We start from the raw sequence: 25,679 nt of genomic DNA, 5'->3' as shown, positions 1-25,679 counted from the left end.
GGCGCACGAGCCACCGCCGACGCACGAGCCACCGCCGGCGCACGAGCCACCGCCGACGCCCGAGCCACCGCTGGCGCACGAGCCTCCGCCGGCGCACGAGCCATCGCCGGCGCACGAGCCTCCGCCGGCGCACGAGCCATCGCCCGAGCATCGTCCCGCCCGACGCCGTCTCAGACCACCCGCGCGAGACGCACCCGCCCATCGCCCGCGTACACGTTCATGGAGGGGCCGCGCAGGAACCCGACCAGGGTCAGACCGCTCTCCGCCGCGAGGTCGACCGCGAGCGAGGACGGCGCGGAGACCGCCGCGAGCATCGGAACGCCGGCCATCACCGCCTTCTGCACCAGCTCGAACGAGGCCCGGCCGCTCACCATCAGGACCGACCCGCGCAGCGGAAGCAGCCCCGACCGCAGGGCGTGGCCGACGACCTTGTCCACGGCGTTGTGCCGCCCGACGTCCTCCCGCAGGCACAGCAGCTCGCCGTCGGCCGTGAAGAGCCCCGCGGCATGCAGACCGCCGGTGCTGTCGAACACCCGCTGGGCCGCCCGCAGCCGGTCCGGGAGGGCGGTCAGCACGTCCGTGCCGATGCGCAGCGGGTCCTCGGCGACCGACCAGGCGGCCGACGTGCGCACCGCGTCCAGGCCTGCCTTGCCGCACAGACCGCACGAGGACGTCGTGTAGAAGTTCCGTTCCAGCGACGGGTCGGGGGCCGGCACACCGGGGGCCAGGGCGACGTCGACCACGTTGTACGTGTTGCCGCCGTCGGCCGTCGCGCCCGCGCAGTAACGGATCCCGGCCACGTCCTCGGCGCGGTGCACCACGCCCTCGCTCACGAGGAAGCCGACCGCGAGGTCGAAGTCGTCGCCCGGCGTGCGCATGGTCACCGCCAGCGGACGCCCGCCGACCCGGATCTCCATCGGCTCCTCGGCGGCCAGGGTGTCCGGGCGGTACGAGGAGTGCCCTTCCCGTACGCGCAGGACGCGCCGCCGTGCGGTCACCCGGCCCATGGTTCGCTCCGCTCCCGGTCCGTCGCGGTGGTGCGTTCGAGGCGGACCACGACGCCCTTGGACGTCGGGCAGTTGCTGATGTCGGCGACGCTGTCCAGCGGTACCAGAACGTTGGTCTCCGGGTAGTACGCCGCCGCCGAACCACGGCTCGCGGGGTACGCCACGACCCGGAAGTTCTCCGCGCGGCGCTCCCGCCCGTCGTGCCAGACGCTCACCAGGTCCACGGTGTCCCGGTCGGCGAGCCCCAGCGCCTCCAGATCGGCGGGGTTCACCAGGACGACCCGGCGGGCGTCGTGGATGCCCCGGTAGCGGTCGTTCGGCGCGTACCAGACGGTGTTCCACTGGTCGTGCGAGCGCAGAGTCTGCAACAGCAGATGCCCCTCGGGCACCTGCGGCATGGTGAAGTCGTTGCGGGTGAAGACGGCCTTGCCGCTCGGCGTCGGGAAGACACCCTGGTTCACCGGGTTGGGCAGGGTGAAGCCGCCGGGCTTCGCCACCCGGGCGTTGAAGTCCTCGAAGCCCGGGACGACCCGCGCGATCCGGTCGCGGATGGTGCCGTAGTCCGCCTCGAACAGCTCCCAGGGGATCGCGGGTTCCTCGCCCAGGGTCAGCCGGGCGAGCCGGGCGATGATCGCGACCTCGCTGAGCAGGTGCGGGGAGGCCGGTGGCAGCTTCCCCCGGGAGGCGTGGACGTCGCTCATGGAGTCCTCGACGGTCACGAACTGCTCGCCGGTGGCCTGTACGTCCCGGTCGCTGCGGCCGAGGGTCGGCAGGATGAGGGCGGTGTCGCCGCAGACCGTGTGGGAGCGGTTGAGCTTGGTGGAGATGTGCGCGGTGAGCCGGCAGGTGCGCATCGCGGCCTCGGTGACCGCACTGTCGGGCGTGGCCCGGACGAAGTTGCCCGCGACGCCCACGAAGACCTTGGCGCGCCCCTCGTCCATGGCCCGGATGCTGTTCACCGCGTCCAGCCCGTGACGCGTCGGCGGGGTGAAGCCGAACTCGGTCTCCAGGGCGTCGAGGAACTCCTGCGGCATCTGCTCCCACACGCCCATCGTGCGGTCGCCCTGGACGTTGCTGTGCCCGCGCACCGGGCAGACGCCCGCCCCGGGCCTGCCGATGTTGCCCCGGGCCAGCAGGAAGTTGATCACCTCGCGGATGGTGGGCACCCCGTGCTTGTGCTGGGTGAGCCCCATCGCCCAGCACACGATGACCTTCTCGCTGTTCAGGACCCGCTGGAACACCTCCTGGATCTCCTCGCGGGACAGCCCGGTCGCCGTCAGGACGTCCGCCCAGTCGGTCTTCCGGGCGTGCGCGGCGAACTCCTCGAAGCCGGTGGTGTGCGTACGGATGAAGTCGTGGTCCAGTACGGTGCCGGGCGCGGCGTCCTCGGCCTCCAGGAGCAGCCGGTTCAGGGCCTGGAACAGGGCGAGGTCGCCGCCCGCCCGGATGTGCAGGAATTGATCGGCGATCGGTGTGCCCCGGCCGATCAGACCGCGCGCCTTCTGCGGGTGCTTGAAGCGCATGAGCCCGGCCTCGGGCAGCGTGTTGACCGCGACGACCTGCCCGCCGTTGCGCTTGGTCTCCTCCAGCGCCGAGAGCATCCGGGGGTGGTTGGTGCCCGGGTTCTGCCCCACCACGAAGACCAGGTCGGCGTGGTGGATGTCGTCGAGGGAGACGCTGCCCTTGCCGACGCCCAGCGTCTGCGACATCGCGGAACCGCTGGACTCGTGGCACATGTTGGAGCAGTCCGGCAGGTTGTTCGTGCCGTACGCGCGGGCGAAGAGCTGGAGCAGGAACGCGGCCTCGTTGTTCAGCCGGCCCGAGACGTAGAAGAGGGCCTCGTCGGGGGAGTCCAGGCCCCGCAGCTCCTCGGCGAGCAGCCGCAGCGCCTCGTCCCAGCCGATCGGCTCGTAATGCGTCCCGCCGGGTCGCTTCACCATGGGCTCGGTCAGCCGGCCCTGCTGGTTCAGCCAGTAGTCGGACGCGCCGCCGAGCTCCGCGATCGGGTGCTCGCGGAAGAACTCCCGGGTGACGCGCCGCGAGGTGGCCTCGTCGTTGATGTGCTTGGCGCCGTTCTCGCAGTACTCGTTCATGTGCCGTTTGCCGGGCGCGGGTTCGGGCCATGCGCAGCCCGGGCAGTCGATGCCCTCGGGCTGGTTGATGTTGAGCAGCGTCAGCGCGGTGCGGCGCGGGGACGTCTGGCCCAGGGAGTACTCCAGCGCGTGGGTCACCGCGGGCAGACCCGTCGCCCAGGTCTTGGGCGGGGTGACCCGCAGGTCGTCGCTGGGGTCGCCCTCGATGCGGCTGCTCATGACGGAATGCGCCTCTGTTTCTCTGCCTCGGGGCCGTCGGGCCGTTCGTTGCGGGGATGGCGCGTCGAATATCCGCCCGTTCGCCGAGGGATGTCAAAGAGGGGAATTAGATGAGCTGAAAGGCCTGACCTATCACGGTGTTCGTGCAGTTCAAAGGGGTTTCTCAGGGCGCCGGAGAGTCATTTCAGGAACGTATCGGCCGCGCCGATCACGTCATAGCGAAAGCCTCTTTGACTTCGTCCCGACAGCCCCCGAAAGTGGTCGGCAGCCCTCGAAAGTGGTCGGCGGGTGAGAAATGCGTGACTGCCCCCGGGCAGAGAAAGCGTGACTGCCCCCGGGCAGAGGAAGAAGGCCGCCCCGTGTCCCGACCGCTCATCGACAGGCCCGCCCCGTCCCCGCTGACGGACCGGTTCGGCCGGGTCCACACCGACCTGCGGGTCTCGCTCACCGACCGCTGCAATCTGCGCTGCACGTACTGCATGCCCGCCGAAGGCCTCGACTGGCTGCCCCGGCCCGAACTGCTCACCGACGACGAGGTGGTCCGCCTCGTCCGCGTCGCCGCCCAGCGCCTCGGCATCACCGAGGTACGGCTGACCGGCGGCGAACCGTTGCTGCGCCGTGGTCTGCCCGGGCTCGTCGCCCGTCTGCACGCCCTGCCCGGAGCCCCCGAACTCTCCCTCACGACCAACGGCATCGGCCTGGCACGCAGCGCCGCCGCGCTGCGCGACGCCGGGCTGCGCCGGGTCAACGTCAGCCTGGACACCCTCCGTTCCGAGCGGTTCACCGCGATCACCCGGCGCGACCGGCTCACCGACGTCCTCGACGGGCTGCGCGCGGCCCGCACGGCCGGCCTCGCGCCCGTCAAGATCAACACGGTTCCGGTGCGCGGGGTCAACGACGACGAGATCGCCGAGCTGGCCGCGTTCGCCGTCGAGCACGGCTACCGGGCGCGGTTCATCGAGTCGATGCCCCTGGACGCGCAGGGCGCCTGGGACCGGGACCGGCTGGTCACCGCCGAGGAGATTCTCGGCCGCCTCGGCGAGCGGTTCGACCTGATCCCCGTGGGCCGACGCGACAACGCGCCGGCCGAGGAGTGGCGGATCGCCGGGACGGACACGGTGGTGGGCGTCATCGCCAGCGTCACCCGCCCGTTCTGCGGCGGCTGCGACCGGGTGCGGCTCACCGCCGACGGGCAACTGCGCAACTGCCTCTTCGCCACCGAGGAGTCGGACCTGCGGGCGCTGCTGCGGGGCGGTGCCGAGGACCCGGCCATCGAGGCGGCCTGGCGGAACTCCATCGCGGGCAAGGGCCCCGGCCACGCCATCGACAGCCCGGAATTCCGCCGACCGGAGCGCCCGATGTCGGCCATCGGCGGCTGAGTCCCGAGACGTGACGACCGCCCACCGGCGCCCGCCAGGTCACGAGGCCCGCCAGGTCACGACGCCCGGCCACGTGACGAGGCCCGCCACGTGACGACCGACCTTCGACGCCCGCCCGCCCGGATACGGAGCCGGCGCCCGCCCGCCCGCTGCGCTGCTGAGCCGCGGACCGAGTACGACCGGAAGCGAGGAGAGCGCATGACCACGACAGTCAGAAGCACGGACTGGGCGGAGGCCCGGGCCGTCGCCCGCGCCGTACCGTCCCTGCCGCCCGTCGTCCGCGAGCTCGCCGACGCGCTCGGCCACGCCCTCGCGGAGCCGCTGCCGGCCCTCACCGACCTGCCGCCCTTCGACACCTCCGCCATGGACGGCTGGGCCGTGGCCGGACCGGGGCCCTGGCGGCTCCGGGGCGGAGGTGTCCTGGCCGGCGGGCAGCCCGAGCCGCTGCGCCCCGGGACCGCCGTCCCCATCGCCACCGGCGCCCGCCTGCCCGACGGTGCGGCGGCCGTGCTCCGCAGCGAGTACGGGGAGGGCGACGCCCGCCGCGGGCTGCTGCTCGACCGCTCCCCGGGACCGGGGGCACCGGCGCCGGGCCGTGACATCCGGCCGCGCGGCCAGGAGTGCCACGCGGGCGACCCCCTCCTCCCCGCCGGGACGAGCGTGACCCCCACCGTCCTCGGCCTCGCGGCGGCCGCCGGCCACGACCGGCTCACCGTGCACCGCCGCCCGCTCGTCCAGCTGCTCGTCCTCGGCGACGAACTGCTGGCGGCGGGCCCGCCCCGGCACGGCCGGATACGCGACGCCCTCGGTCCGTTCCTGCCGGCCTGGCTGCGCGGACAGGGTGCGGACGTCGTCGGCCGTCACCCGGTGCCGGACGACTTCGCGCCGCTGTACGAGGCCGTGCGCGACTCCACCGCCGATGTGGTCGTCACCACGGGCAGCACCGCCGCCGGACCGGTGGACTTCCTGCACGACGTCCTGAGCGCGGTGGGCGCCCGGCTCCTCGTCGACTCCGTCGCCGTACGGCCGGGCCACCCCATGCTGCTCGCCGAGCTGCCGCCCGGCGCCGACGGACGGCCCAGGCATCTGGTGGGCCTGCCCGGCAATCCGCTGGCCGCCGTCGCCGGTGCGGTGACCCTCGCCGTACCGCTGCTGCGCCGCCTCGGCGGGCATCCGGACGCCGAGCCGTTCCGTGCGGCCTGCGCCGCCGATCTGCCGGGGCATCCCCGGGACACCCGGCTGCTGCCGGTGCGCCGTACCGGGCAGGCCGTGGCACCGCTGCCGTTCGACGGACCGGCGATGCTGCGCGGCCTCGCCCTCGCCGACGGGCTGGCGGTGGTGCCGCCCGGCGGCGCCGGGGCCGGAGCCGTCGTCGAGATCCTCGACGTCCCCGGACCCTGACCGCCGCCCCCGACCGCCGACGGGCAGGCCGATCCACCGCCGAGTCCCGGCCTCGCCCCTCCCACGCTGAGGACCTGACCATGACGCACCGACCCGATGCCTCCGGTGCACCGGACGACGATCCGCTCCGGCCCGTCCCGGAGAGGGCCGCGCAGGGAGCGTCCACCCGGCGGCGGTCGTTCGCCACCCGGGTGGGGCGGGCGCTCTCCCCCCGGGGTTCGCTGGCCCTGCAGAGCGTGGACGGCGCCGTCTCCTTCGCCCTGCGCGCCGCACTCGCCATGGCGGTGCCCGCCCTGCCGCTGGCCCTGGCGGGCCGCGCCGATCACGCCGTCTACACGATGCTCGGTTCCTTCATCACCACCTTCGGCCGCAATCTGCCGTACGCGAGGAGAGCCCGGGTGCTCGCGGTCGTCGCGGTGGCGATGACCGTGTGCGTGGGCTGCGGTTCGGCGCTCGCCGTGTGGGCGCAGCCGAGGGACGGGGGAGCGGGCGCCGCCGTGACGGTCGTGGCGATGGCCCTCGTGGCCGCCGCCGCGAAGTTCGCCTGTGACGCGGCCCGGCTGAGCGGCCTGGGCGCGGTGCTGTTGCTCTTCGCCTTCGCCGTGGCGGCCAACGGCTCGACCGACCCCTCCGACGTCCTGGTGCAGACGGCCCTGGCCGCGACGGGCGCGACCGTGGCCTGGGTGCTCGCCGTGCTCGGGTGGTTCGTGCACCCGGACCGTCCGCAGCGCCTCGCCGTGGCCGCCGCCCTGCGCGAGCTGGCGGACCTGTGGGAGGCGGCGGGTACGGGGGAGGGGCGGGGGCTCGTACGGCACCGGGCGACGGCCGCCGTGCTCCAGGCGTACCGCACCCTCGGGGTCATGCCGCCCACCGGGGCGGAACGGGGCGGCCGGGGCGACACCTGCCTCCGGCTGACCGACCTGGCCTGGGCGCTGCTCATCGGTTCGGCGCGCCGGGCGCCCGACGACCCCTACGGCCCGGCCCGGCACCTGCGCCGTCAGGCCGGGCTCCTGGTGAGCCGCCGCCGACGCCCGCCACGGATGCTCCCCGAACTGGCGGCCCTGTCCCGCACCCTGACCGTCCCGGCCCCGTCCACCCCGCCCCCGGCCACCCAGTACGCAGATGCCAAGTCCCCGGATTCACCGCCCGAGGCCACTCCGCCCCCGGCCGCCCCGTCCGAGGCCGCCCCGCCCCCAGCCACCCCGTCCGCGACCGCCCCGGACACCGCCGCCCCCGCCACCCTGCGCGCCGCCGAGGCCCGGGCCACCGAGCTGGTGACGGGGCGGGGACACGGGAGCGCCGCCCGTACGGCGGTCCTGGTGGTGCCCGCGCTGCGCATGCTCCTCGGCACCGGGCTCGCCGGAGCGGCGGCGCTCCCGCTGGGGCTCGGCCACGGCTACTGGGCGGCGATCTCCGCAGCGGCGGTTCTGCACTCGATCAATGTGCGGACAGCGGCGCAGCGGGCCGTGCAGCGGACCCTGGGCACGATGGCGGGGCTGCTGCTCGCGCTCGGCGTGCTGGCCGCGCGCCCCGAACCGGCGGTCCTCGTCCTGGTGATCGTGGTGATGGAGTTCCTGCTGGAGTACGTCGTCGCCCGCAACTACGGTCTCGGCGTCGTCTTCCTCACCCCGCTGGCGCTGCTGCTCACCGACCTCGCCGCTCCCTCGCCGGCCGGGGACCTCGTCCAGGACCGGGCGCTGGGCAGTCTGCTCGGGGTCGGTGTCGCGCTGGTCTGCGCGCTGCTGGTGGTCCACGACCGGGCCGCCGTACGGGCGCGGCGCGCCCTTGCCGCGTGCCGGGCGGCTTCCGCCCACGCCGAACGCGTACTGGACGGGCGCTCGGCAGCGTCCTTTCCGGCTGCCCAGGCACAACTGGCGGCGGCCGTCGTGGAGTTGCGTGCGGCCGACGACGCCGCGGCGGGCGAGCTCTGGTCGGCGGAGATCGACCCCACCGAACTCGCCGCCGCGGAACGACGCGCCTACCTGCTCCTGGAGCGGTTCGCCCGGCCCCGGTGACCCCGGACGGACACCCGGCCGGGTCGGCGGCCGCTCAGGCGGCCGGGACCACCGTGACCTTGACGTGCTTCATGATCGGCTGGTCGCTCTGGGTGCTGTAGTCGCCCAGCGCGCACAGCACGTTCATCTCCGGCATGTAGCCGGCCGCACAGCCGCGGGGAATGTCGTACGGGACCGCCGTGTAGCCGGTCAGGAATCGCCTGCTGCCGTCCTTCGCCGTGCTCGTGATGTCGACGGGGCCCATGTCGGCGATGCCGCGCTCGCGCATGTCGGCCCGGTTCATGAAGACCAGCGTGCGCAGGTTCTTGATGCCCCGGTAGCGGTCGTTGTCGGAGTAGATGGTGGTGTTCCACTGGTCGTGCGACCGCATCGTGCCGAGCGCCAGGGTGCCGGGCTCGGGCACCACGTCGGGCAGGGCGGCCGCGGAGAACTCGGCGCGCCCCGACGGGGTCAGGAAGACCAGTTCGCGGGCGGGCTGCTTGATCCGGAAGCCGAGCGGCAGCCGGACCCGGCGGTTGAAGTCCTCGAAGCCGTCCAGCGCCTCGGCCATCGTGTCCCGGATCCGGTCGTAGTCCTCGATGTACCAGTCCCAGGGCGTCTCGCTGTCCGGCAGGGCGGCGCGCGCCATCCCGGCGACGATGGCCGGCTCGGACAGCAGATGCCGGGACGCGGGGCGCTTCATCCCGACGGACATGTGCACCATGCTCATCGAGTCCTCGACCGAGGTGCTCTGGACGCCCTTGCGCTGGTGGTCCTTCTCGGTGCGTCCGAGGCACGGCAGGATGAGGGCCGCCCGGCCGTGCACGACATGACTGCGGTTCAGCTTGGTGCTCACCTGGACGGTGAGGTCGCAGGAGCGCAGCGCCGCGTACGTGGCCGGGGTGTCGGGCGCGGCGAGCGCGAAGTTGCCGCCCATCCCGACGAACACCTTCACCTCGCCGTCCCGCATCGCCTGGATCGTACGGACGGTGTCCAGGCCGTGTTCGCGGGGCGGGTCGATCTTGCAGGCCTCGGCGAGCCGGTCCAGGAACGCGTCGGTGGGGCGGTGGTCGATGCCGCAGGTGCGGTTGCCCTGGACGTTGCTGTGGCCGCGCACGGGGGAGGGCCCCGCGCCCTCCCGGCCGAGATTGCCGCGCAGCAGCAGGAGGTTGACGATCTCGCGGACGGTGTCGACGCCGTGCTCGTGCTGGGTGAGGCCCAGGCACCAGCTGACGATGGACCGGTCGGCCTCCCCGTACACCTGCGCCGCCTTGAGGATGTCGTCGCGGCTCAGCCCGGACTGGTGCTCCAACTCCTCCCAGGGCGTGGCCTCGCACAGCGCCCGGTACTCCTCGAAGCCGGTGGTGTGGCGGTCGATGAACGCGACGTCCAGGGCCTTGGGGTCGCTCGCCGACTTCTCCAGGATCGCCTTGGCCATGCCGCGCAGCAGCGCCATGTCGCCGCCGATGCGCGGCTGGAGGTTCAGCGTGCTGGTCTTCGTGGCCTTGAACAGCGCCATGTCCGTGAAGTCGTGCGGCACGATGGTGCGGGTGGCCGCCGCCTCGACCAGCGGGTTGACGTGCACGATCTGCGCGCCGCGACGGTCTGCCTCGGCGAGGGCGGTGAGCATCCTCGGCGCGTTCGACGCGGCGTTGACGCCCAGGATGAACAGGGCGTCCGCGGACTCCCAGTCCTTGAGGTCGACCGTCCCCTTGCCGGTGCCCAGAGAGGCCTGGAGGGCCCGCCCGCTGGCCTCGTGGCACATGTTGGAGCAGTCCGGCAGATTGTTCGTGCCCAGTTCGCGGGCCATCAGCTGGTAGAGGAAGGTGGCCTCGTTGCCGAGCCGGCCGGAGGTGTAGTACGCCGCCCGGTTCGGGTCGTCGAGCCCGCGCAGGGTGGCTCCGACCAGCTCGAACGAGTCCTTCCAGCTGATGGGCACGTAGTGGTCCGAGGCGGGGTCGTACACCATCGGCTCGGTCAGCCGGCCCTGGTTCTCCAATTCGTAGTCGCTCCACCCGGCCAGCTCGGTCACCGAGTGAGCGGCGAAGAAATCGCGGTCCACGCGCTTGCGGGTCATCTCCCAGGTGACGTGCTTGATGCCGTTCTCGCAGATGTCCAGGTGCAGGCCCTTGGTGTCGTCCGGCCACGCGCAACCGGGACAGTCGAAGCCGCCGTTCTCGTGGTTCATCCGCATGATGGCCCGTGGACCGTCCACCAGCGCGCGCTCCTCCACCAGGACGCGGGTCACGCTCTTCGCCGCTCCCCAGCCGGCCGCGGGGTGGTGGTAGGGCCGAAACTGCGGATCGCCCTCGGGAACGGGACCGACCCGGGTCTCCAGGGGCTCCTGCGCTTCGTCGGGCTCCTGCGCTTCGCTGTCGGTGCTCACGGCACTTCCACCCTCTCCCGGGCAATCGAGTCCTCCTGGGCAGGCTATGTCCGGTGATTCCCGCCTGCCACTCGGCTCAGGGGGCCCTTCCGGGCTGCGCTCGGGACCACGCGCGCATACGCTGACACGGTCCGGCCCTCTCCGTGGGGCGCCCCTGCGGAGCAGGGCCCCGGGCTCCCTCTCGGGCAGCACACGTGAGGCCCCCATGAACAGTCGGATCCTGCTCCCCGCCGTTCCCCGGCTCGCCTGCTCCGCGGTGGCCGGAGCCGCCGTCGGTCTGCTGGTCGGCCTTCTCCTCACCAACGCGCCGCTGGGCATCCTCGTCGGCATCGCCGCCGCGGAAACCCTCTTCGTCGTCGCGGGATGGCTCGTCCTGTGGCCGATGGACGCCGCCGCCACCCATGAGAACGCCCGGCGCGAGGAGTTCCGGCCCGTCGCCGAGGAACTCGTCGTCGTCACGGCCGCCCTGTCCGGGCTCGTCGGCATCGTGCTGCTGCTCCTGATCGGCGACTCCGACCTGAGCCACGCGGCGGCCGCCCTGGCCCTCTGCGGCGTGTTCATGTCCTGGGCGGCGCTCCATCTGATGTACGCCGCCCGCTACGCGTACATCTACTACCGGCCGCCCGGCGGCGGGATCGACTTCAACACGAAGGAACCGCCGCGCTACATCGACTTCCTCTACTTCAGCTACAACCTGGGCATGACGTACCAGGTCTCCGACACCAACGTCTCCACCTCCAGGATCCGCGCGGTCGCCCTCCGGCACTGCCTGCTGTCGTACGTCTTCGGCGCGAGCATCCTGGCCACCACGATCAACCTGGTCGCCGGCATCGTCACCGGCTGAGCGGCCGCCGGGGGCGTATCAGCCGCTGCGGGCGGCTCAGCGCTCCGGAAGGGTCAGCCGCCGTGTGACGCGCAGCGCCGCCTCCAGCAACTGCGCCCTGACCGCGGTGGTCCGGTACATCCGGTCCGACCGGAACGAGATGCCGATCGAGCCGACCTGGTCACCGCTGTACACGGGCACCGCCGCGCACGTCGTGCCCGGCGCGTACTCCCCCCGGTCCAGCGAGAGCGGGCCCGCGGGGGCGGCGTCGAGCTCCCGCAGCAGCTCCTCCCGGCGGGTGATGGTGCGGGGGGTGAGGTCGGCCAGCGAGTGCCGGGAGAGATAGTTGGCGCGCGCCTCCTCGTCCAGCTCGCGGAGCACGCTCTTGCCGAGCGCGGTGGCGTGTCCGGCGTCCTGGAAGCTCACCCAGACGTCCACCCGGGGTGCCCGCGGGCTGTCGACGATCTCCAGGACCCGGATCTCGCCCTCGTCGTACAGCGTCAGATAGGCGGCGGCGGACAGGCTGTCGCGCAGCGAGGACAGCAGGGGGCGGACGCGCTCCTGCAGCGCCAGGCCGTCGACGGCGGGCTGCAACCGGGGGTCCCGCTCGTGGAGGGCGAACGCGCCGTCGTCCAGCTCGTCCAGATAGCCGTCCCGGGCGAGCTCGTGCAGCAGCCGCCGGGCAGTGACGTCCGACAGCCCGGCCTCGTGGGCCAGCTGCCGCACGGAGGCACCGGCCGGGTGCGCCCCGGCGGCCTCCAGCAACCGGAGGTCCTGCCGGACGGACACCGTCGGCTCGGGGCCGGCCTGGTCACCCATGGCACAAGCATGGACCCGGCGCCGGGGTGCGGCAAGGCCGGTCCTCGGGGCGGACGGGAGGCGTCCGGCACCGACCGGCGGACCTCGCGAGCATTCATGAATTGCGCAATAGTTAAACTGTCGCCATGGAAAGGAACGAGGCGTCACGCTGGGAGTCCGCGATACTCGACGGAGGCCCGGCGGACGGGCTGCGCACGAGGGTCGCCGACCGGCCGCACGTACTGCAGGTGACCCGCCCCTGCCCGCCGGACGACCCCGGCGATCCCGACGATTCCGACAGTCCCGGCGATCTCGACGGCCACGGCGGCTCCGGCGCAGCCGTACGGGTGTCGGCGCTGTACGTCTACCGCCGCGACCCCCGTACGGACCGAGCCCCGCTGCGGTACACCTTCGATGTGGCCAGCCCCTGACCCCGCCCCGGACATTCGATACGCTCTCGTCTGATCTTCGGGGCATGTGCAGGCTCCGGACTGCCGTGACCAGGGGGATGGTTCCTTATGAGCAGCGCGCCTTCGACCGACCCGTTCCAGCCACTCAAGGCCGACGACCCAGCGGTGGTGGGGGGTTATCGGCTGGCTGCTGTGCTGGGCGCGGGTGGTATGGGGAAGGTGTATCTGTCGTACACGCCTGGTGGTCGGCCTTTGGCGATCAAGGTGATTCGGGCGGAGTTCGGTGAGGATCCGGAGTTCCGGCGGCGTTTTCAGCTGGAGGTGCGGGCGGCGCAGCGGGTGCAGGGGTTGTACACGGCGCCGGTGATCGATTCGGATACCGAGGGTGCGCGGCCGTGGCTGGCGACGGCGTATGTGCCGGGGCCTTCGCTGGCGCGTGCGGTGGCCGGGCATGGTGGGCTGCCGTTGCGCAGTGTGCTGTTGCTGACGGTGGGGGTGGCCGAGGCGCTGGGGGTGATTCATGGTGCGGGGATCGTGCACCGTGATCTGAAGCCCGCGAATGTGCTGCTTGCCTCGGACGGGCCGCGGGTCATCGATTTCGGTATCGCGCGGGCCGCCGACACGACCGCCCTGACCGGTACGGGGGTCAGTGTCGGCACTCCGGCGTTCATGGCTCCGGAGCAGGCGGCCGCCGGGACGATCACTCCGGCCACCGATGTGTTCGCCCTGGGGCAGATCGCCGCGTACGCCGCGATCGGCGCGCCCGCGTTCGGCGACGGCCCCTCGCACGCCGTCCTGTACCGGATCGTGCACGAGGACCCCGACCTCAGCCGGCTGCCCGCCGAACTCCTCCCCCTGGTCACCCGCTGCCTCAGCCGCGACCCCGCCGACCGGCCCACCCTCGCCGACATCATCCGCATCTGCCACGAGATCTCGCCCGAACCCCTGCGCCAGGGCGAGGACTGGCTCCCCCGCGCGGTCGCCGGCGCCATCACCGAACGGCACCAACTCCCCGCACCCGCGCCCACCCCACCGCCACAGCCCACCACCGCCCCCACGCCCACGCCCACGCCCACGCCCACCCAGGTCTCCCCGCAGACACCACCGCCCGGCCCCTACACCCCGACCGGCCACGCCATGGCCGCCGCACCCACCCAGACCGGACCCGCCGCACCCGGAGTCCCCGGGGCACCGCCCGGGGCACCGGGAACCGTGCCGCCCGGCCACTGGCAGCAGAACACCCGCCCCCAGGGCTACGGCTACCCGACCCCGCCGCCCCACCAGCAGTCCGGATTCGCCCAACCCGGCTTCCAGCAGCCCGGCTTCCAGCAGTCGGGGTTCCAGCAGCCCGGCTGGGGCGCGTCCGGATTCCAGCCCGCCGCGCCGCGCCCCAAGCGGACGGGTCTGATCGTCGGCGCTTCGGTCTTCGGCGCGCTGGTCGTCCTCGGCGTCATCGGCAACCTGCTGCCGGACGACTCCGACACATCCGGCAAGGGCGACCGGTCCACGGCGTCCTCCGACGGCGGTTCGAGCGGCAGCGGTTCCGGGGACAAGGCCCGGGACAAGCCGGTCGACCCCAGGCCGGTCTCGTACAAGGGCATAGACGTGACGGCGAACTACGCCCTGAAGCTCGCCGACCATCCGCCCCGGCCGGTGGAGGACGACGACAGCGGCGTCAGTTACGGCAAGGGGGACTTCTACTTCTACCGGGACTCCCTCTTCGGCGACGAGAGGGTGGGCAGCGCCAACGGGAAGCTGGTGGTGCTGAAGAACTCGCAGAAGGGCTCCCTGGAGGTCTGCCGTCAGGAGACCCGCTTCACCGAGAAGATCGAGCTCGAACAGCTGACGTCCGGGTCGCAGATCTGTGTGCTCAGCAAGGCCGGACACATCGCCGTGGTGACCTACCGAGGCAAGTCGGGCCCGAACGACCCCAGCCACTACATCACCATCGACCTGACCGTCTGGCGCAACGCCGAGGAGGCGCAGCAGAGCTGACGGCCCGGCAGGCAGCCGGGCCGTCAGCTCCTCGGCCCGCCCCGGTCAGCAGGTCGCGCCGGGGCGGACGGGCTTCAGGCCGACGAGATAGGCGTCGACCTTCTCCGTGACACAGGCGTCGCCGCGCCCGTACGCGGTGTGCCCCATCCCCTCGTACGTGAGCAGCATCCCGCCCGGGAACTGGTCCGCGAGGCTCACCGCCTCCTCGTACGGGGTGGACGGGTCGCCGGTGGTGCCCACGACCAGCACCGGCGGCACCCCGTCGGCGTCGACCCGGTGCGGAGTCCGGCCGCCGGACGGCCAGCCACGACAGGTGAGTTCGGCGGTGACCCCGGCGGTGCCGTAGACACCCGCGGCCTTCTCCGCGCGCGGCAGGGCGTCCCAGTAGGCGTCGAGGTCGCGAGGGTGCGGGACGTCCAGGCAGTTGACCGCGGTCAGCGCGGCGCCCTCGTTGTCGACGGGGGTGACGTCCTCGTCGCCGCTCTCCTCCTCGGTGCCATCGCCGGTGTCCTCGGGATCGGACTCCTCCTCGGCCGGCTCCTCCTCGTCCTCCGCCTCTTCCTCTTCCAGCGCGCCCAGTTCGGTCGCGTCACCCGCGTCCGCCGCGGCCAACGCCCGGGAAAGCGGCTCCCATTGGTCCTCCGGCGTGTACATCGCCATCGACACCGCGTCCAGGACGGCCGTCGCGTCCATCCCGCCGTACTCCGCGTACGAGCTGTCCTCGGAGACGGGCAGCGGCTCGCGTCCGGCGCGGGCGTAGAGCCGTTCGATCAGCGCACGTATCGCGTCGGGGCTGTCGGCCGGGCAGCTGTCACCCGCGACCTCCGCACAGTGGTCGGCGTAGTCGTCCACGCTCCGCCGGAATCCGGCCGACTGGCTGAGCACCCGCTGCGACCAGTCCAACGACGGGTCGATCGCCCCGTCCAGCACCATCGCGCGGACCCGGCGCGGGAACAGCTCGGCGTACGCGGTGCCCAGGCTCGTCCCGTACGACCAGCCCAGGTAGGTCAGTTCGCGCTCACCCAGGGCGGCGCGGAGCACGTCCAGGTCGCGGGCCGCGTCCTGGGTGCCGACGTGCCGCAGGAGGTCGCCGCTGTGCTGTTCGCAGTCCTCCGCGGCGGCCCGCGCCTCCTCGTCGGCGGCGGTGCGCTCCTTGTCCGTACGGGGGTGGAGCGGCGCGACGTCCTCGTCGGCCGCGACGGGTGCGTCCGCCTCGTCGACGCCCTCCTCGTCATCGCCCTCCTCCTCGTCGGCCGCCGTGCAGGTCAGGGCCGGGACGCTCGCGCCGACCCCGCGTGGGTCGAAGGCGACGATGTCGAAGCGGTCGCGGGCCGCCCGGCCGAACGCCTCGTCCATGCCCTCTTCGAGCGACCGGACCCCGGCCGCCCCCGGCCCGCCCGGGTTGTAGACGAGCGAGCCGATGCGCCGTTCCGGCTTCCCGGCCGCCGCGCGTGCCACCGGAAGGACGAAGGTCTCGCCGTTCCCCGGGGCCGTGTAGTCGCGCGGAACGGTCAGCCGCGCGCACACGTACCCCTCCGTTTCGCAGTCCGTCCACCGCAGCCGCTGGCCGTAGAACGGCTTGAGGTCGGGCCGGGACGCGGGGTCGGCCGACGCCGGGGCGGCGGTGCGCCCCGGCCCGGCGGCCGGGCCGGCCGTGCAGGAGGTGAGCGCGACCGAGCAGGCGAGAGCCAGTGCGGTGACGAGGGCGGGACGGCGGACGGGGTGGTTCAACGGACTGCTCCCGGGGATCGGACCGTGCGGTTCACCGGCAGCATCCCTGGTCGATGCTGAGGATTTGATGAGGCGGCCCGGCGGCAGCCTCGCAGCCCGGTGTCAGCCGCCCGTGGACGGCCGATCGCCGCTCGGCAGCCGCAGCACGAACCGGGCCCCGCCGCGCCGCCCGGGTCCGGCCGTGAGGCTGCCGCCGTGGGCGTGCGCGACCCACGAGGCGATGGACAGCCCGAGCCCCGTCGACCGCGAGCCGCTCCGGAACCGGTCGAACAGCGCCCCCGCCACCTCGGGCGGCAGCCCCGGCCCGGCGTCCTCCACCGTCACGGTCGCCGACGCCCCGTCGACGGCGACGGTGACCTCCACCTCGGCCGGGGCCCCGGGCGCGTGGCCGTGGACGAGCGCGTTGCCGACGAGATTGGCCACGGCGCGCCGTACGAGATCGGGGTCGGCGACCACGACGGCCTCCTGGGCCCCGACCGTCACCCGGTGGCCGTCCGCCGGCGCGTCCTCCACCACCGCCTCCACCAGCTGGTCCAGCCGCAGCGGCTCCGCCGCGAGCACGGCGGTCCCGGACATCAGCCGGGCCCGGGTGAGCAGCCCGTCGACCAGCGCGCCCATTCCCTCGGCGAGCCGCAGTGTGCGCCGGTGCACGTCCGTGCTGTCGGTGTCCCCGCGCAGAGCGGTCTCGGCGAGGGTCCGCAGCGAGGCCGCGGGCGTCCGCAGATCGTGCGCGGCGTCCGCGAGGAACGACTCCTGCCGGTCCAGGGCCTCCAGGGCGGGCCGGACCGCCCGGCCCGACAGCAGATGCCCGACCAGCGCCGACAGACCCACCAGGAGGGCGCAGCCGCCGGTCACCCGCCAGGCGAGCCGCCGGTGGTCCGCCTGCTGCGCCGCGGTGTCCGCCACGGTGACCAGGGCCCCCTGCGGCCGTGCGTCCTTCTCGGCCTCCGGAGGATAGAACGGCAGGGCGAACAGGCGTACCGGTTCACCCGTCGTCGTACGGCCGTCGAGAGACCGTTCCTCGTCGGCGTCCACGGCCGACGCGGCGGCCCGGCGTACGGCAGGGCCCGCGACGGTGAGGCAGGGCGAGCGGGGCGCGTGCTCGACGACCAGGTCCGCCGGGGCGATCCGGCGCGCGTGGCGCGCGGCGTCCGGCGGGACGGACAGCACATGGAGGGGCGGGCAGGCGGTCCCGGCCGTGTCGAGCAGCACCCCGGCGTCCAGCCGCCCGTCCTCGTCCGTCTCCAGCAGCCCGAGTGCCCAGTTGGTGTCCGCGCTCATCGTCCGGTCCAGCTGATCGCGCCAGCGCACATCGTCGCCGCGCACCGCCCAGGCGGCCATCGCCACCAGCCCCACCGCACTGGTCAGGGCGAACAACAGGGTGATACGGCGGCGGAGCCGACGCACCCGGGCGGTCGGGGTGAGCGGGCGGGAGCGCCGGGACCGGCCGCGGACGGCTCCGGTCACGAGGCCGGGTCCTCCGCCACGGCGAGGCGGTAGCCGGTGCCGCGTACGGTGTGGAGCAGCGGGGGAGCGCCGAGCTTGCGGCGCAGCTGCGAGATCAGCACCTCCAGCACATTGGACCGGTGCTCGGCCATCTCGTCCCAGCAGCGCTCGACCAGCTCCGCCCGGCCGACCGCCTGGTCGGCCCGGTCGGCCAGCGCCTCCAGCACCGCGAACTCCCGGCTGGTCAGCGTCAGCAGCACCCCGCCCCGCCGCACCCGCCGCCGTGCCGTGTCGATCTCCAGATCGCCGACCCGCAGCACCGGCGGACTGACGGCCGGGGCACGGCGGCACAGGCTGCGGACCCGGGCGACCAGCTCCGGGACGGCGAACGGCTTGACCAGATAGTCGTCGCCGCCCCGGGCGAAGCCCTCCACCCGGTCGGCGACGGTGTCCCGGGCCGTCAGGAACAGCACCGGCACAGCCCGCCCGGAGCGCCGCAGCTCCTCCACGTAGTCCGCGGCGTCCCCGGCGGGCAGCATCCGGTCGAGGACGACGCAGTCGTACGCGGTGACGAACAGCGCCTCGTCGGCCTGCGGCAGGTCGACCGCCTCGTCGACGGCGAGCCCGGCGGCGCGCAGGGCCGCGGCCACGCCGAAGCGGAGGTTGGCGTCGTCCTCGACCAGCAGCACTCTCACGCCGTCACCCTAACCGCGCCCGGCGTCGGCGGTTACGCAGCTCAGCGGCAGACCGGTACGCGGGTCAAGGCCTGGCCGGTATGCAGGTCAGCGGCCGACCGGTACCGGGTCAGGGTCCGACCGGCACGTAGGTCAGTGGCCGACCAGTTCCCCGTCCCGGGCGACGATCCGCCCGCCGCGCACCACCATCTCGCGCCGCGGCAGGTCGACCACGACCTGCGGCAGGCACTCCCCGCGCACCAGCAGGAAGTCGGCCGGCGACCCCGGCTTCAGGTCCGCCTCCGGGAGCCCCAGGAGCCGGGCCCCGCCATCGGCCCCCGCGCGGAAGGCCGCCTCCAGCTCCTCGTCGAGACGGGCGTCCCGCACCCAGGCCAGCAGGTGCGAGCGGTGCAGCATGTCCGCGTTGCCGAACGGACTCCACGAGTCCCGCACGCCGTCGGAGCCGAGGCCCACGTGGACCCCGTGCTCGCGCAGCCGGTCGATCGGCAGGACCAGGTCCGACGAGGGCGCGACCGTCGTCAGCGAGATCCCGGCCTCCGCCAAGTCGGCTGCCAGGCGGTCGAGTTCACGCTCGGGAAGCCCTGGCACACAGAACACATGACTGACCGTCACCTTGTCCTGCAGCGACAGCGCCCGGGTCCGGGCGATGATCGCGCGCAGCGACTCCAGCCCCGTCGCGGCCCGCTCGTGCAGATGGATGTCGACGCCCACGCCGTGCCGGTCCGCGATGCCGAAGACGACGTCCAGCTGCTCGTCGAGCGCCTCGTCGAACCCGATCGGATCGATGCCGCCGACCCGGTCGATCGCCCCGGTGCGCGCGGCCTCCTCCAGCAGCTCCGCGGTTCCGGGCGTACGGATCACCCCGTGCTGCGGGAACGCCACGATCTCCACGTCGAGCGCGTGCCGCAGCGCCCTGCGGGCGGAACCGACGCCCTCGACGCCCACCAGGTCGTAGGCGGGAGCGACGTCGACATGGGCCCGCATCGCCCGGGTGCCCTGGGCGACGGCATGGCCCATCAGGCGTTCCGCGCGCTTCTTCAGGGGCGTCCGCAACGCGTGGTACAGCTTCACGTCCTCCTCGGTGTACTCCGCGATGGTGCTCGCCGGGTTCCGGGTCACCCAGGGCTCGCCCCACGCCGTCTTGTCGGGGTGGATGTGCGCGTCGACCAGGGTCGGCAGCGCGATCCTGCCCTTGCAGTCGACGACCTTGGCGCCGCGCGGCGCGGGGTCGGCGGTGATGACGCCGTCGACGACGGTGAGGTCGACGGGCCGCTTCGCCCCGTAGGGCCGCACGTTCTTGAACACCGTGGCGCGCGCGTGGCCGCCCGTGCGGTCCGGCTGCTCCGTGATCCGGTCCGCGGCGGACGGCGACGCTCCGGAGGGCAGGGGCGCGGCGGCGGCCTCCGCTCCGGGGGCGGTGAGCGCGGCGGCGGTGCCGGCGAGGGCGGCGGCACCGGCCAGCATGGAGCGCCGGGAGGGACCGGCGGCGGGGGAGGCGGTGGAGTCGGCGTGCATCGAGGGCTCCTTCGACGGGGAGGGGTGGGAGAGGGGGCAGGGGGCTGGGGGTGTCAGGCGGCCGGTACCGGGAACCCTGCCCGCACTACGCGCGCCGGACGGCTCAGCACGCCGAGGTCGGCCAACGGGTCGCCGTCCACGACGAGGACGTCACCCGCGAAGCCCCGGGCCAGACGGCCGGCCGTGGCGTCGAACCCGAGGAGCTTCGCGGCGCCCGTGGTCGCCGTGCGGATCGCGTCCAGGGCGGAGAGCCCCGCCGCGTGCATCAGCTCCACCTCGCGGCCGATCGGGTCGACCGCGCCGCCCGAGGAGTCCGTGCCCGCGGCGAGCGGGACGCCCAGCTCGTGGGCTGCCAGGACCGCCCGCTTCAGGACCGGGAGATAGGTGCGGCCGCGCTCCGCCAGGACCGGGTCCGAGGACTCGGCGAGCCCGGCGATCGCGGTGAGCGTCGGGGTGAAGTACGTACCCCTGCGGCGCATTTCGCGCAGTGTGCGCTCACCGACGAACGCCCCGTGCTCCAGCGAACGGATGCCGGCCGTGACCGCGTCGTGGCAGCCCTTCTCGCTGTAGCTGTGGCAGAGCACCCCCTTTCCGCCGCGCCGGGCCGCCGCCACGATCGTGGACAGCTGCTCGTGGTCGTAGACCTGGACCAGCGGGTCCTGCTCGGGCAGCCCGGCCCGCTCGTTCACCCGGGTCTTCACGGTGTCGGCCCCACGCGCGAGGTTGACCTCGACCACCCGGCGCAGCGCCTCCGGCGAGCGCACCCCGTCCCGCAGCCGGGCGAGCGGCGCGAGGTCCGGGTCGGCGAGGATCGTGTCGCCGAGGTCCGGGGTGACGAAGATTCCCGCGGCCCGCAGCCGGGGCGCGCGCTCCGGCGCCTGGCGGGCCAACTCCCGTACGGCGATGTCCTGGTAGAAGTTGGTCGACCCGCTGCGTGCGCTGGTCGCGCCCTTGAGGACCGCGTCGCGCGCCTCGGCCGCCGTGTTGAGGTGGATGTGGGCGTCCACCAGACCCGGCAGGATCCACTGCCCGTGGGCCCGCAGTACCGGTACGCCGGAGGGCACCCGCGTCCCGAGGCGGCTCCGGGAACCGGCCGCGCGGACGACGCCCCCGGTGATCACCACCACCGCGTCCTCGGTGACCTCACCCGTCAGCGGGTCGAGCAGCCTGCCGCCCTCCACGACCAGATCGCCGCCCCGGCCGGACGAACCGCGCGACGAAGCCGGCGCGGCGGACGCGGCGGGAGCTGCCTGGGCCAGGACCGCGGACGTGCCGGCCAGGGCCGCGGCACCGGCGAGCACACCCCGCCTGGTCAGCCGGCCGGACGGGGGCGGGGTGTTCTCGACGCACATGGCAAGGCTCCTTCGACCGCGGCAAGCGGAAGCGAACGTGGGAGCATTTTGTATACCAGGATCGCCGGCGATCTGGGAAGGAGTGATTCCGCTCCCCGCGTGTGCGGGAAACGTGCAGGATTTACGGGGTGCGGGCGGTGTAATGGTCGATATCTGGACGGGTGCGCGTGGAGCATTCCTGCGGGAACAGGCTCCTGGTATACAAATCTAGGCTTCGTCGAACAGGGACCGCAGGGCCACGGCCCGGCTGTCCCGTACGTGCAACAGCGTGCTCGCCGCCGCCGACTCCTCGTCGCCCGTCGCGATGTACCGGAACATGACCGCGTGCTGGGCCCGCATGTGCTCCGGCTCCTCCCGCATCCCGAACAGCAACTGGAGCTGTCCGCTGAGCTGCTCCATGGTGCGGGCCAGCATCGGGTTGCCGCTCAGGGCCACGATGTCCTCGTGGAAGGCGGTGTGGGCCGCCACCTCCCGCGCCCCCTCGTCGTCGGACGCCGCCTGCTCCGCCCGGTCGAGCGAGGTCCGCAGCGCGATGACGCCCGGCAGCTCCGCCGGGGCGGACCGCGCCACCCGCCGGGCCGCGAGCCGGGAGGCCTGGACCGCGAGCGGCTCCCACACCTCGTACAGGTGCTCCACATCGGCCCGCTCCAGCCGGCGCACCCGGACCCCGCTGTGCGGCAGCAGCTCCAGAAGCCCTTCGCCCACCAGGGCGCGCAGCGCCTCGCGCACCGGGACGCGGGACATCCGCAGCTCCTCGGCGACCTCGCGCTCCACGAGGCGGGCGCCCTGCGGGTAGCGGCGGTCGACGATCCGCTGCCGGACCGCGTCCCGCGCGCGGGCGCTCAGCGACAAGCGCTCCGGGGCGCCCGCCTGCTCGCTCCCGGGACCGTCCGGCCGCGTTCCGCCCCGCCCTGCGCTGCTGCCCGCCACGTACGCCATCCTCCGCTCGGCCTGCCCCCGGCCGAGGATACGCGGGGGCCCAGGGCGGCGGTCAGATCCTGCCCGGTACCCGCCCGTCCGGCAGGAAGAGCACCGAGTTGATGTACCGCTCGCGGTGCGGGACCAGGGCCCGGCGCAGCAGACCCTGGTGCACCAGGTGCTCGGTCCGCGCCTGGTGGGCCACCAGATCGAACCCGTCGAGCGCGATCCAGCGCCGGCCCGCCAGGAGCCAGCCCGCATAGCCCTGCCCGGTCAGCAGGTCGACCGCCGGGGCGATCGGGCCGAGCCGGCTCTCCAGCTCGATGAGCAGCGCCGGGCGGTCCTCGCGCAGCAGCTCCGCCGCGCCGAGCAGGGCCGCCTGCTCGCCGCCGTCGACGTCCATCTTCACGAAGCCGACCCCGCGCAGCCCCAGACCGTCGACGGTGATCGACGGCACCTCCAGGCAGTGCGCGTGGATGTCGCGGCGGGCCAGCGACGACACCCCCCGGTCGCCCCGGTCGCCCTCCGGGAACCACAGCTGCGCCGTGCCTTCCCGGTCGGTCGCCGCACCCTGGACCACCCGGGCGTTCGACGGCAGCGTCCGGCGCAGATGCTCGGCCAGATGCGGCACCGGCTCGATGGTGACCACCTCGGCGCAGCGGGCGGCCAGCCGCCGCGACCAAGGGCCGTACCAGCCCCCGATGTCGAGGGCGATGCCGTCCGGCGGGCAGAAGTCGGCGAGCCGTCGCAGCTCGGGCTCGAAGCGCGGATACAGGGCGACGGCCGCCGAGCCGACGAGACGGCCGGGCAGCCGGGACGCCACCGCCGCGGCGAACGTGGTCACGTGGCCGAGGCCTTGAGCCGGGTGAGCAGCCGCTCGTGGTCGTCCGCCGAGACCTTCCGGCCGGACGAGGGCAGCAACTGCGGGATGCCGTCCACGATCGGGTAACTCAGGCGCAGCCGGGGGTTGTAGAGCGCCGCCCCCTCCGCCTCCTCCTCGGGCAGCAGCGACAGCGGGCCCTTGTCGAGCGGGCAGGCCAGGATGGCGAGCAGCGGGTCGTCGGGGTTCATCGGTACAGCTCCCTCAACTCAGGTGGACCGGACGGCGGATCGTGTCCGGGGTCAGGACGGTGCGGCGGGCGGCGGATCGTGGCGGGGCATGGCCAGCAGGACGGACAGGGCGAGCGCCGTTCCGCCCACCCGCAGGGCCAGCAGCAGCGGATCCTCGGGAAGCCTCTCGCCGAACGCGAGCGTCCCGAGGACCGCGGTGAACAGGCAGGTCACCGTGGTGCACACCGGCACGATGAGGGAGGCCCGGCAGCGCTGCAGCGCCGCCTGCGACATCACCAGACCGGCCACCGCGGTGAACAGCAGCAGATACGGATACGGGGAACCCAGCAGCGACCACGCGGCCTCGCCGAGATCGGTGCTGGTCAGGCGGCTGGACGTGCCCTTGATGGCCAGCGAGCTGACCCCGTAGAGCAGGCCCACCGCCACTCCGTACCCGATCCCGCTGGTCGGCACCCGGTGCCGTTTGGCCGCCCGGCTCTCGACCCGTACGTACAGCCAGACGCCCGCCGCCAGCGCCGGCACGCAGACCAGCAGCACCAGCATCCACGGCGCCCCGCCGCTCACCACGTCCTCGCCCTCGCGCACCGAGGCGACGACCATCAGCAGGGCGACCAGCACCCCGCCGAGCGCGTAGCGTTCGCGGCCCGTCGACTCCTCGCCGAGCACGGCCGACGACAACAGCAGGAGCAGCACCAGACCGGAGACGAAGATGCCCTGCGCCGCCGCGATCGGCAGCGCGCGGTAGACGACCAGCTGCGCCCCGAACCCGGCCGCCAGCGCCAGCGCGCCGACGATCCACAGCGGACTGGTCGCCAGCACCCGGATCACCCGCAGCGGCCGGCCGGCGGAGAGCGCGGGCAGCGAGCCCAGGGCCCGCTTCTCCACCACGAAACCCACGCTGTACAGCGCGTTGGCGACCAGCGCCGCGCCGACACCCCACCACATCGCGCTACCTCCGCCGCGCGTGGGCCAGCAGGATGGAGGCCGCCCCGGGCACCGCGCACGCCGCCCGGTCCAGCGGCCGCAACGGACGCGGCACCCCGTGGAAGGGGGCGCCCTTGATCGTCACATCGGTGAAGCCGGACGCCGTCAGGAACGAACGCAGCGCACGGGCCGTGTACAGCCGCAGATGTCCGACCACCTCCGAGCCGGGCCGGCCGTGGATCCCGCGCAGGCTGACCTCCGAGAACACCGGCTGCACCCCGGCGAGCAGCAGCGCCCGGTTGTACCAGGCCGCCAGGTTCGGGGTGGACAGCATCAGATGGCCGCCGGGCCGCAGCACCCGCCGCAGCTCGTCCAACGCCTGGTCCGGGTCGACCAGATGCTCCAGGATCTCGCTGAACAGCACCGCGTCCGCGCACCCGTCGGCCAGCGGCAGCCCGCCGTGCTCCAGCTCGCCGCGCACCACCGCGCCCATCCGGGGCCTGGCCCGGCGCAGCGCGTCCTGCGACCAGTCGACGCCGATCAGCCGGTGCCCGGCGAGGATCGGGGCCGCCGTGGCCGCGGCCGTGCCGTCGCCGCACCCGATGTCGAGGATCACCTGCCCCGGCGCGTCCAGCGCCTCGGCCAGCAGCCGGGCCTGCCGCAGCGTGCGCCCGTCGCCGGATGCGACGGGCACGGCCGGGTTCTCGTAGAAGTCCCGCAGCCCGGGCGGGGGAGAGGCGGTGCTGGTCATACGGTCTCCGAGGACGTCGAGGCCAGGTGACGGGTGAACATCTCGCGCAGGCGCACGCCGTCCTCGTCCCCCAGCAGGGTCCGCGACCAGCGCAGCGCCAGATGCAGCCGGCCGCCCGTGGACGCCGTCGTGAACGTCAGCCCCCGGGGCATCCGGGCGGGCGCGGAGAACCACACGGCCGTCGCCCGGCCCGCCTCCCCGAAGTCCAGCGGATACGGCACCCGGCCGATGTTGCTCAGCAGCGTCGTCGAGGTCCACGGTCCCGCCAGCACCCGCAGCCCCCGGGTGACCGCGGCGCGGGCGGCCACCGGCAGCAGTGGCGCGGTCAGCAGAGAGGCGGAACGGCCCAACGGCGGCCGCGGGCGCGCCTTGAGCGCCCGGGTCCGCTCGGCGGTCGCCCGGAGCAGGGCGGCGACGTCCGCCCCGGGCGCCAGCTCAGCGGCGGCGAAACCGACCTCCACCAGCCGGGTGCCGTTCCCGATCGGCATCTCGGGCCCCCGGGTGCGGTCGTCGACCGGCATGGTGATCCGCAGCGGCCTGCGGTCGGCCCCCGGCGCGCCCTGTGTCCGGTTCCAGTCGGCCACGGTGAGCGCGGTGGCCACCATCAGCTGGTCGTTCACCGTGTACGGCGCTCCTGACTCCCGCCGGGGGACCGGCAGTTCGGCCAGCAGCATCGCGTTGCCCGGTACGGGGGACGGCCCCGGCGCGCCCGCCGCGATCCGGGCGGGCCGGGCCAGCGGCGCCGCCGGGGACTCCCCGGCGAGCGGCTCG

General features: G+C 73.8%; 20 protein-coding genes and 1 pseudogene. 6 read left to right on the top strand and 15 right to left on the bottom strand.

Going from position 1 to position 25,679, the window contains the following annotated elements; translation table 11 throughout:
• Window positions 1–170: 170 nt before the first annotated feature.
• Together fdhD and G3I54_RS04390 are read right to left on the bottom strand one after the other, a co-directional pair.
• Complete coding sequence (fdhD, locus tag G3I54_RS04395; protein WP_164611279.1) at window positions 171–1,007, bottom strand: formate dehydrogenase accessory sulfurtransferase FdhD; 837 nt, start codon at window positions 1,005–1,007, stop codon at window positions 171–173.
• Window positions 995–3,319, bottom strand: coding sequence for an FdhF/YdeP family oxidoreductase (locus tag G3I54_RS04390; RefSeq protein ID WP_164611276.1), 2,325 nt, complete (start codon window positions 3,317–3,319; stop codon window positions 995–997). Before G3I54_RS04390 ends, fdhD begins: the two co-directional genes overlap by 13 nt.
• A 359-nt stretch (window positions 3,320–3,678) precedes the next feature.
• Between G3I54_RS04390 and moaA the strand changes: the two genes are divergently transcribed.
• The 3 genes from moaA (at window position 3,679) to G3I54_RS04375 (ending at window position 8,114) form a co-directional block, all read left to right on the top strand.
• Window positions 3,679–4,698: a GTP 3',8-cyclase MoaA gene (gene moaA, locus G3I54_RS04385; RefSeq protein ID WP_164611274.1), complete on the top strand. Its 1,020-nt coding sequence runs from the start codon at window positions 3,679–3,681 to the stop codon at window positions 4,696–4,698.
• A 198-nt stretch (window positions 4,699–4,896) separates the two neighbouring features.
• Entirely contained in the window at window positions 4,897–6,099 is a 1,203-nt protein-coding gene (locus tag G3I54_RS04380) for a molybdopterin molybdotransferase MoeA (protein WP_164611272.1), read from the top strand.
• 80 nt (window positions 6,100–6,179) lie between these two features.
• Entirely contained in the window at window positions 6,180–8,114 is a 1,935-nt protein-coding gene (locus G3I54_RS04375) for an FUSC family protein (protein WP_239144222.1), read from the top strand.
• A 34-nt stretch (window positions 8,115–8,148) separates the two neighbouring features.
• On the opposite strand, the gene G3I54_RS04370 is transcribed toward G3I54_RS04375, so the two are convergent.
• Window positions 8,149–10,431 carry an FdhF/YdeP family oxidoreductase gene (locus G3I54_RS04370; RefSeq protein WP_203685513.1) on the bottom strand — a complete coding sequence of 761 codons (2,283 nt, stop codon included), beginning with the start codon at window positions 10,429–10,431 and terminating at the stop codon, window positions 8,149–8,151.
• A 253-nt stretch (window positions 10,432–10,684) separates the two neighbouring features.
• On the opposite strand from G3I54_RS04370, the gene G3I54_RS04365 reads away from it, so the two are divergent.
• A complete protein-coding gene (locus G3I54_RS04365; protein WP_203685501.1) occupies window positions 10,685–11,323 on the top strand; it encodes a DUF1345 domain-containing protein in 639 nt (212 codons plus the stop codon).
• Between the two features lie 36 nt (window positions 11,324–11,359).
• Here the strand turns inward: G3I54_RS04365 and G3I54_RS04360 are convergent, their stop codons facing one another.
• Window positions 11,360–12,121 carry an IclR family transcriptional regulator C-terminal domain-containing protein gene (locus G3I54_RS04360; RefSeq protein ID WP_164611268.1) on the bottom strand — a complete coding sequence of 254 codons (762 nt, stop codon included), beginning with the start codon at window positions 12,119–12,121 and terminating at the stop codon, window positions 11,360–11,362.
• 125 nt (window positions 12,122–12,246) lie between these two features.
• Here G3I54_RS04360 and G3I54_RS04355 point away from each other — a divergent pair, with 125 nt between their 5' ends.
• Both G3I54_RS04355 and G3I54_RS04350 read left to right on the top strand, forming a co-directional pair.
• Window positions 12,247–12,531 carry a hypothetical protein gene (locus tag G3I54_RS04355; RefSeq protein ID WP_164611266.1) on the top strand — a complete coding sequence of 95 codons (285 nt, stop codon included), beginning with the start codon at window positions 12,247–12,249 and terminating at the stop codon, window positions 12,529–12,531.
• Between the two features lie 87 nt (window positions 12,532–12,618).
• The gene (locus G3I54_RS04350) at window positions 12,619–14,505 is read left to right on the top strand and encodes a serine/threonine-protein kinase (RefSeq protein WP_164611263.1); all 1,887 of its coding nucleotides are present in this window, start codon (window positions 12,619–12,621) and stop codon (window positions 14,503–14,505) included.
• A 45-nt stretch (window positions 14,506–14,550) separates the two neighbouring features.
• On the opposite strand, the gene G3I54_RS04345 is transcribed toward G3I54_RS04350, so the two are convergent.
• The 11 genes and pseudogenes from G3I54_RS04345 to G3I54_RS04295 form a co-directional block, all read right to left on the bottom strand.
• Window positions 14,551–16,236, bottom strand: a complete 1,686-nt coding sequence (locus G3I54_RS04345) for an alpha/beta hydrolase (protein ID WP_164611261.1) — start codon at window positions 16,234–16,236, stop codon at window positions 14,551–14,553.
• A gap of 102 nt (window positions 16,237–16,338) precedes the next feature.
• Window positions 16,339–17,703, bottom strand: a complete 1,365-nt coding sequence (locus G3I54_RS04340; RefSeq protein WP_164611259.1) for a HAMP domain-containing sensor histidine kinase — start codon at window positions 17,701–17,703, stop codon at window positions 16,339–16,341.
• A complete protein-coding gene (locus G3I54_RS04335; protein WP_164611474.1) occupies window positions 17,700–18,371 on the bottom strand; it encodes a response regulator transcription factor in 672 nt (223 codons plus the stop codon). The genes G3I54_RS04340 and G3I54_RS04335 overlap by 4 nt, the downstream gene beginning before the upstream one ends.
• Before the next feature lie 138 nt (window positions 18,372–18,509).
• Entirely contained in the window at window positions 18,510–19,892 is a 1,383-nt protein-coding gene (locus G3I54_RS04330) for an amidohydrolase family protein (RefSeq protein WP_164611257.1), read from the bottom strand.
• A gap of 53 nt (window positions 19,893–19,945) precedes the next feature.
• Entirely contained in the window at window positions 19,946–21,244 is a 1,299-nt protein-coding gene (locus G3I54_RS04325) for an amidohydrolase family protein (RefSeq protein WP_164611255.1), read from the bottom strand.
• Window positions 21,245–21,451: 207 nt separating this feature from the next.
• The gene (locus tag G3I54_RS04320; protein WP_164611253.1) at window positions 21,452–22,183 is read right to left on the bottom strand and encodes a GntR family transcriptional regulator; all 732 of its coding nucleotides are present in this window, start codon (window positions 22,181–22,183) and stop codon (window positions 21,452–21,454) included.
• A gap of 52 nt (window positions 22,184–22,235) precedes the next feature.
• A complete protein-coding gene (locus tag G3I54_RS04315; protein WP_164611251.1) occupies window positions 22,236–23,006 on the bottom strand; it encodes an FkbM family methyltransferase in 771 nt (256 codons plus the stop codon).
• A complete protein-coding gene (locus G3I54_RS04310; protein WP_164611249.1) occupies window positions 23,003–23,233 on the bottom strand; it encodes a Trm112 family protein in 231 nt (76 codons plus the stop codon). The genes G3I54_RS04315 and G3I54_RS04310 overlap by 4 nt, the downstream gene beginning before the upstream one ends.
• A gap of 51 nt (window positions 23,234–23,284) precedes the next feature.
• Complete coding sequence (locus tag G3I54_RS04305; protein WP_164611247.1) at window positions 23,285–24,178, bottom strand: hypothetical protein; 894 nt, start codon at window positions 24,176–24,178, stop codon at window positions 23,285–23,287.
• 4 nt (window positions 24,179–24,182) lie between these two features.
• Window positions 24,183–24,908 carry a class I SAM-dependent methyltransferase gene (locus tag G3I54_RS04300; RefSeq protein ID WP_164611245.1) on the bottom strand — a complete coding sequence of 242 codons (726 nt, stop codon included), beginning with the start codon at window positions 24,906–24,908 and terminating at the stop codon, window positions 24,183–24,185.
• Window positions 24,905–25,679: pseudogene (locus G3I54_RS04295) on the bottom strand (condensation protein); the annotation flags it as partial. The pseudogene G3I54_RS04295 and the gene G3I54_RS04300, both read right to left, overlap by 4 nt.

It is taken from the genome of Streptomyces sp. SID14515, assembly GCF_010548505.1.
Taxonomy (GTDB): Bacteria; Actinomycetota; Actinomycetes; order Streptomycetales; family Streptomycetaceae; genus Streptomyces; species Streptomyces caviscabies.
Note: the sequence above shows the minus strand (reverse complement) of the source record. Positions and strands in the feature narration are given on the sequence as shown.

What these genes read in the sequence shown, in the direction of transcription:
- fdhD (WP_164611279.1), bottom strand. Translation starts at nt 1,007, where the DNA reads ATGGGCCGGGTGACCGCACGGCGGCGCGTCCTGCGCGTACGGGAAGGG.
- G3I54_RS04390 (WP_164611276.1), bottom strand. Translation starts at nt 3,319, where the DNA reads ATGAGCAGCCGCATCGAGGGCGACCCCAGCGACGACCTGCGGGTCACC.
- G3I54_RS04380 (WP_164611272.1), top strand. Translation starts at nt 4,897, where the DNA reads ATGACCACGACAGTCAGAAGCACGGACTGGGCGGAGGCCCGGGCCGTC.
- G3I54_RS04375 (WP_239144222.1), top strand. Translation starts at nt 6,180, where the DNA reads ATGACGCACCGACCCGATGCCTCCGGTGCACCGGACGACGATCCGCTC.
- G3I54_RS04365 (WP_203685501.1), top strand. Translation starts at nt 10,685, where the DNA reads ATGAACAGTCGGATCCTGCTCCCCGCCGTTCCCCGGCTCGCCTGCTCC.
- G3I54_RS04360 (WP_164611268.1), bottom strand. Translation starts at nt 12,121, where the DNA reads ATGGGTGACCAGGCCGGCCCCGAGCCGACGGTGTCCGTCCGGCAGGAC.
- G3I54_RS04355 (WP_164611266.1), top strand. Translation starts at nt 12,247, where the DNA reads ATGGAAAGGAACGAGGCGTCACGCTGGGAGTCCGCGATACTCGACGGA.
- G3I54_RS04350 (WP_164611263.1), top strand. Translation starts at nt 12,619, where the DNA reads ATGAGCAGCGCGCCTTCGACCGACCCGTTCCAGCCACTCAAGGCCGAC.
- G3I54_RS04330 (WP_164611257.1), bottom strand. Translation starts at nt 19,892, where the DNA reads ATGCACGCCGACTCCACCGCCTCCCCCGCCGCCGGTCCCTCCCGGCGC.
- G3I54_RS04325 (WP_164611255.1), bottom strand. Translation starts at nt 21,244, where the DNA reads ATGTGCGTCGAGAACACCCCGCCCCCGTCCGGCCGGCTGACCAGGCGG.
- G3I54_RS04320 (WP_164611253.1), bottom strand. Translation starts at nt 22,183, where the DNA reads ATGGCGTACGTGGCGGGCAGCAGCGCAGGGCGGGGCGGAACGCGGCCG.
- G3I54_RS04310 (WP_164611249.1), bottom strand. Translation starts at nt 23,233, where the DNA reads ATGAACCCCGACGACCCGCTGCTCGCCATCCTGGCCTGCCCGCTCGAC.
- G3I54_RS04305 (WP_164611247.1), bottom strand. Translation starts at nt 24,178, where the DNA reads ATGTGGTGGGGTGTCGGCGCGGCGCTGGTCGCCAACGCGCTGTACAGC.
- G3I54_RS04300 (WP_164611245.1), bottom strand. Translation starts at nt 24,908, where the DNA reads ATGACCAGCACCGCCTCTCCCCCGCCCGGGCTGCGGGACTTCTACGAG.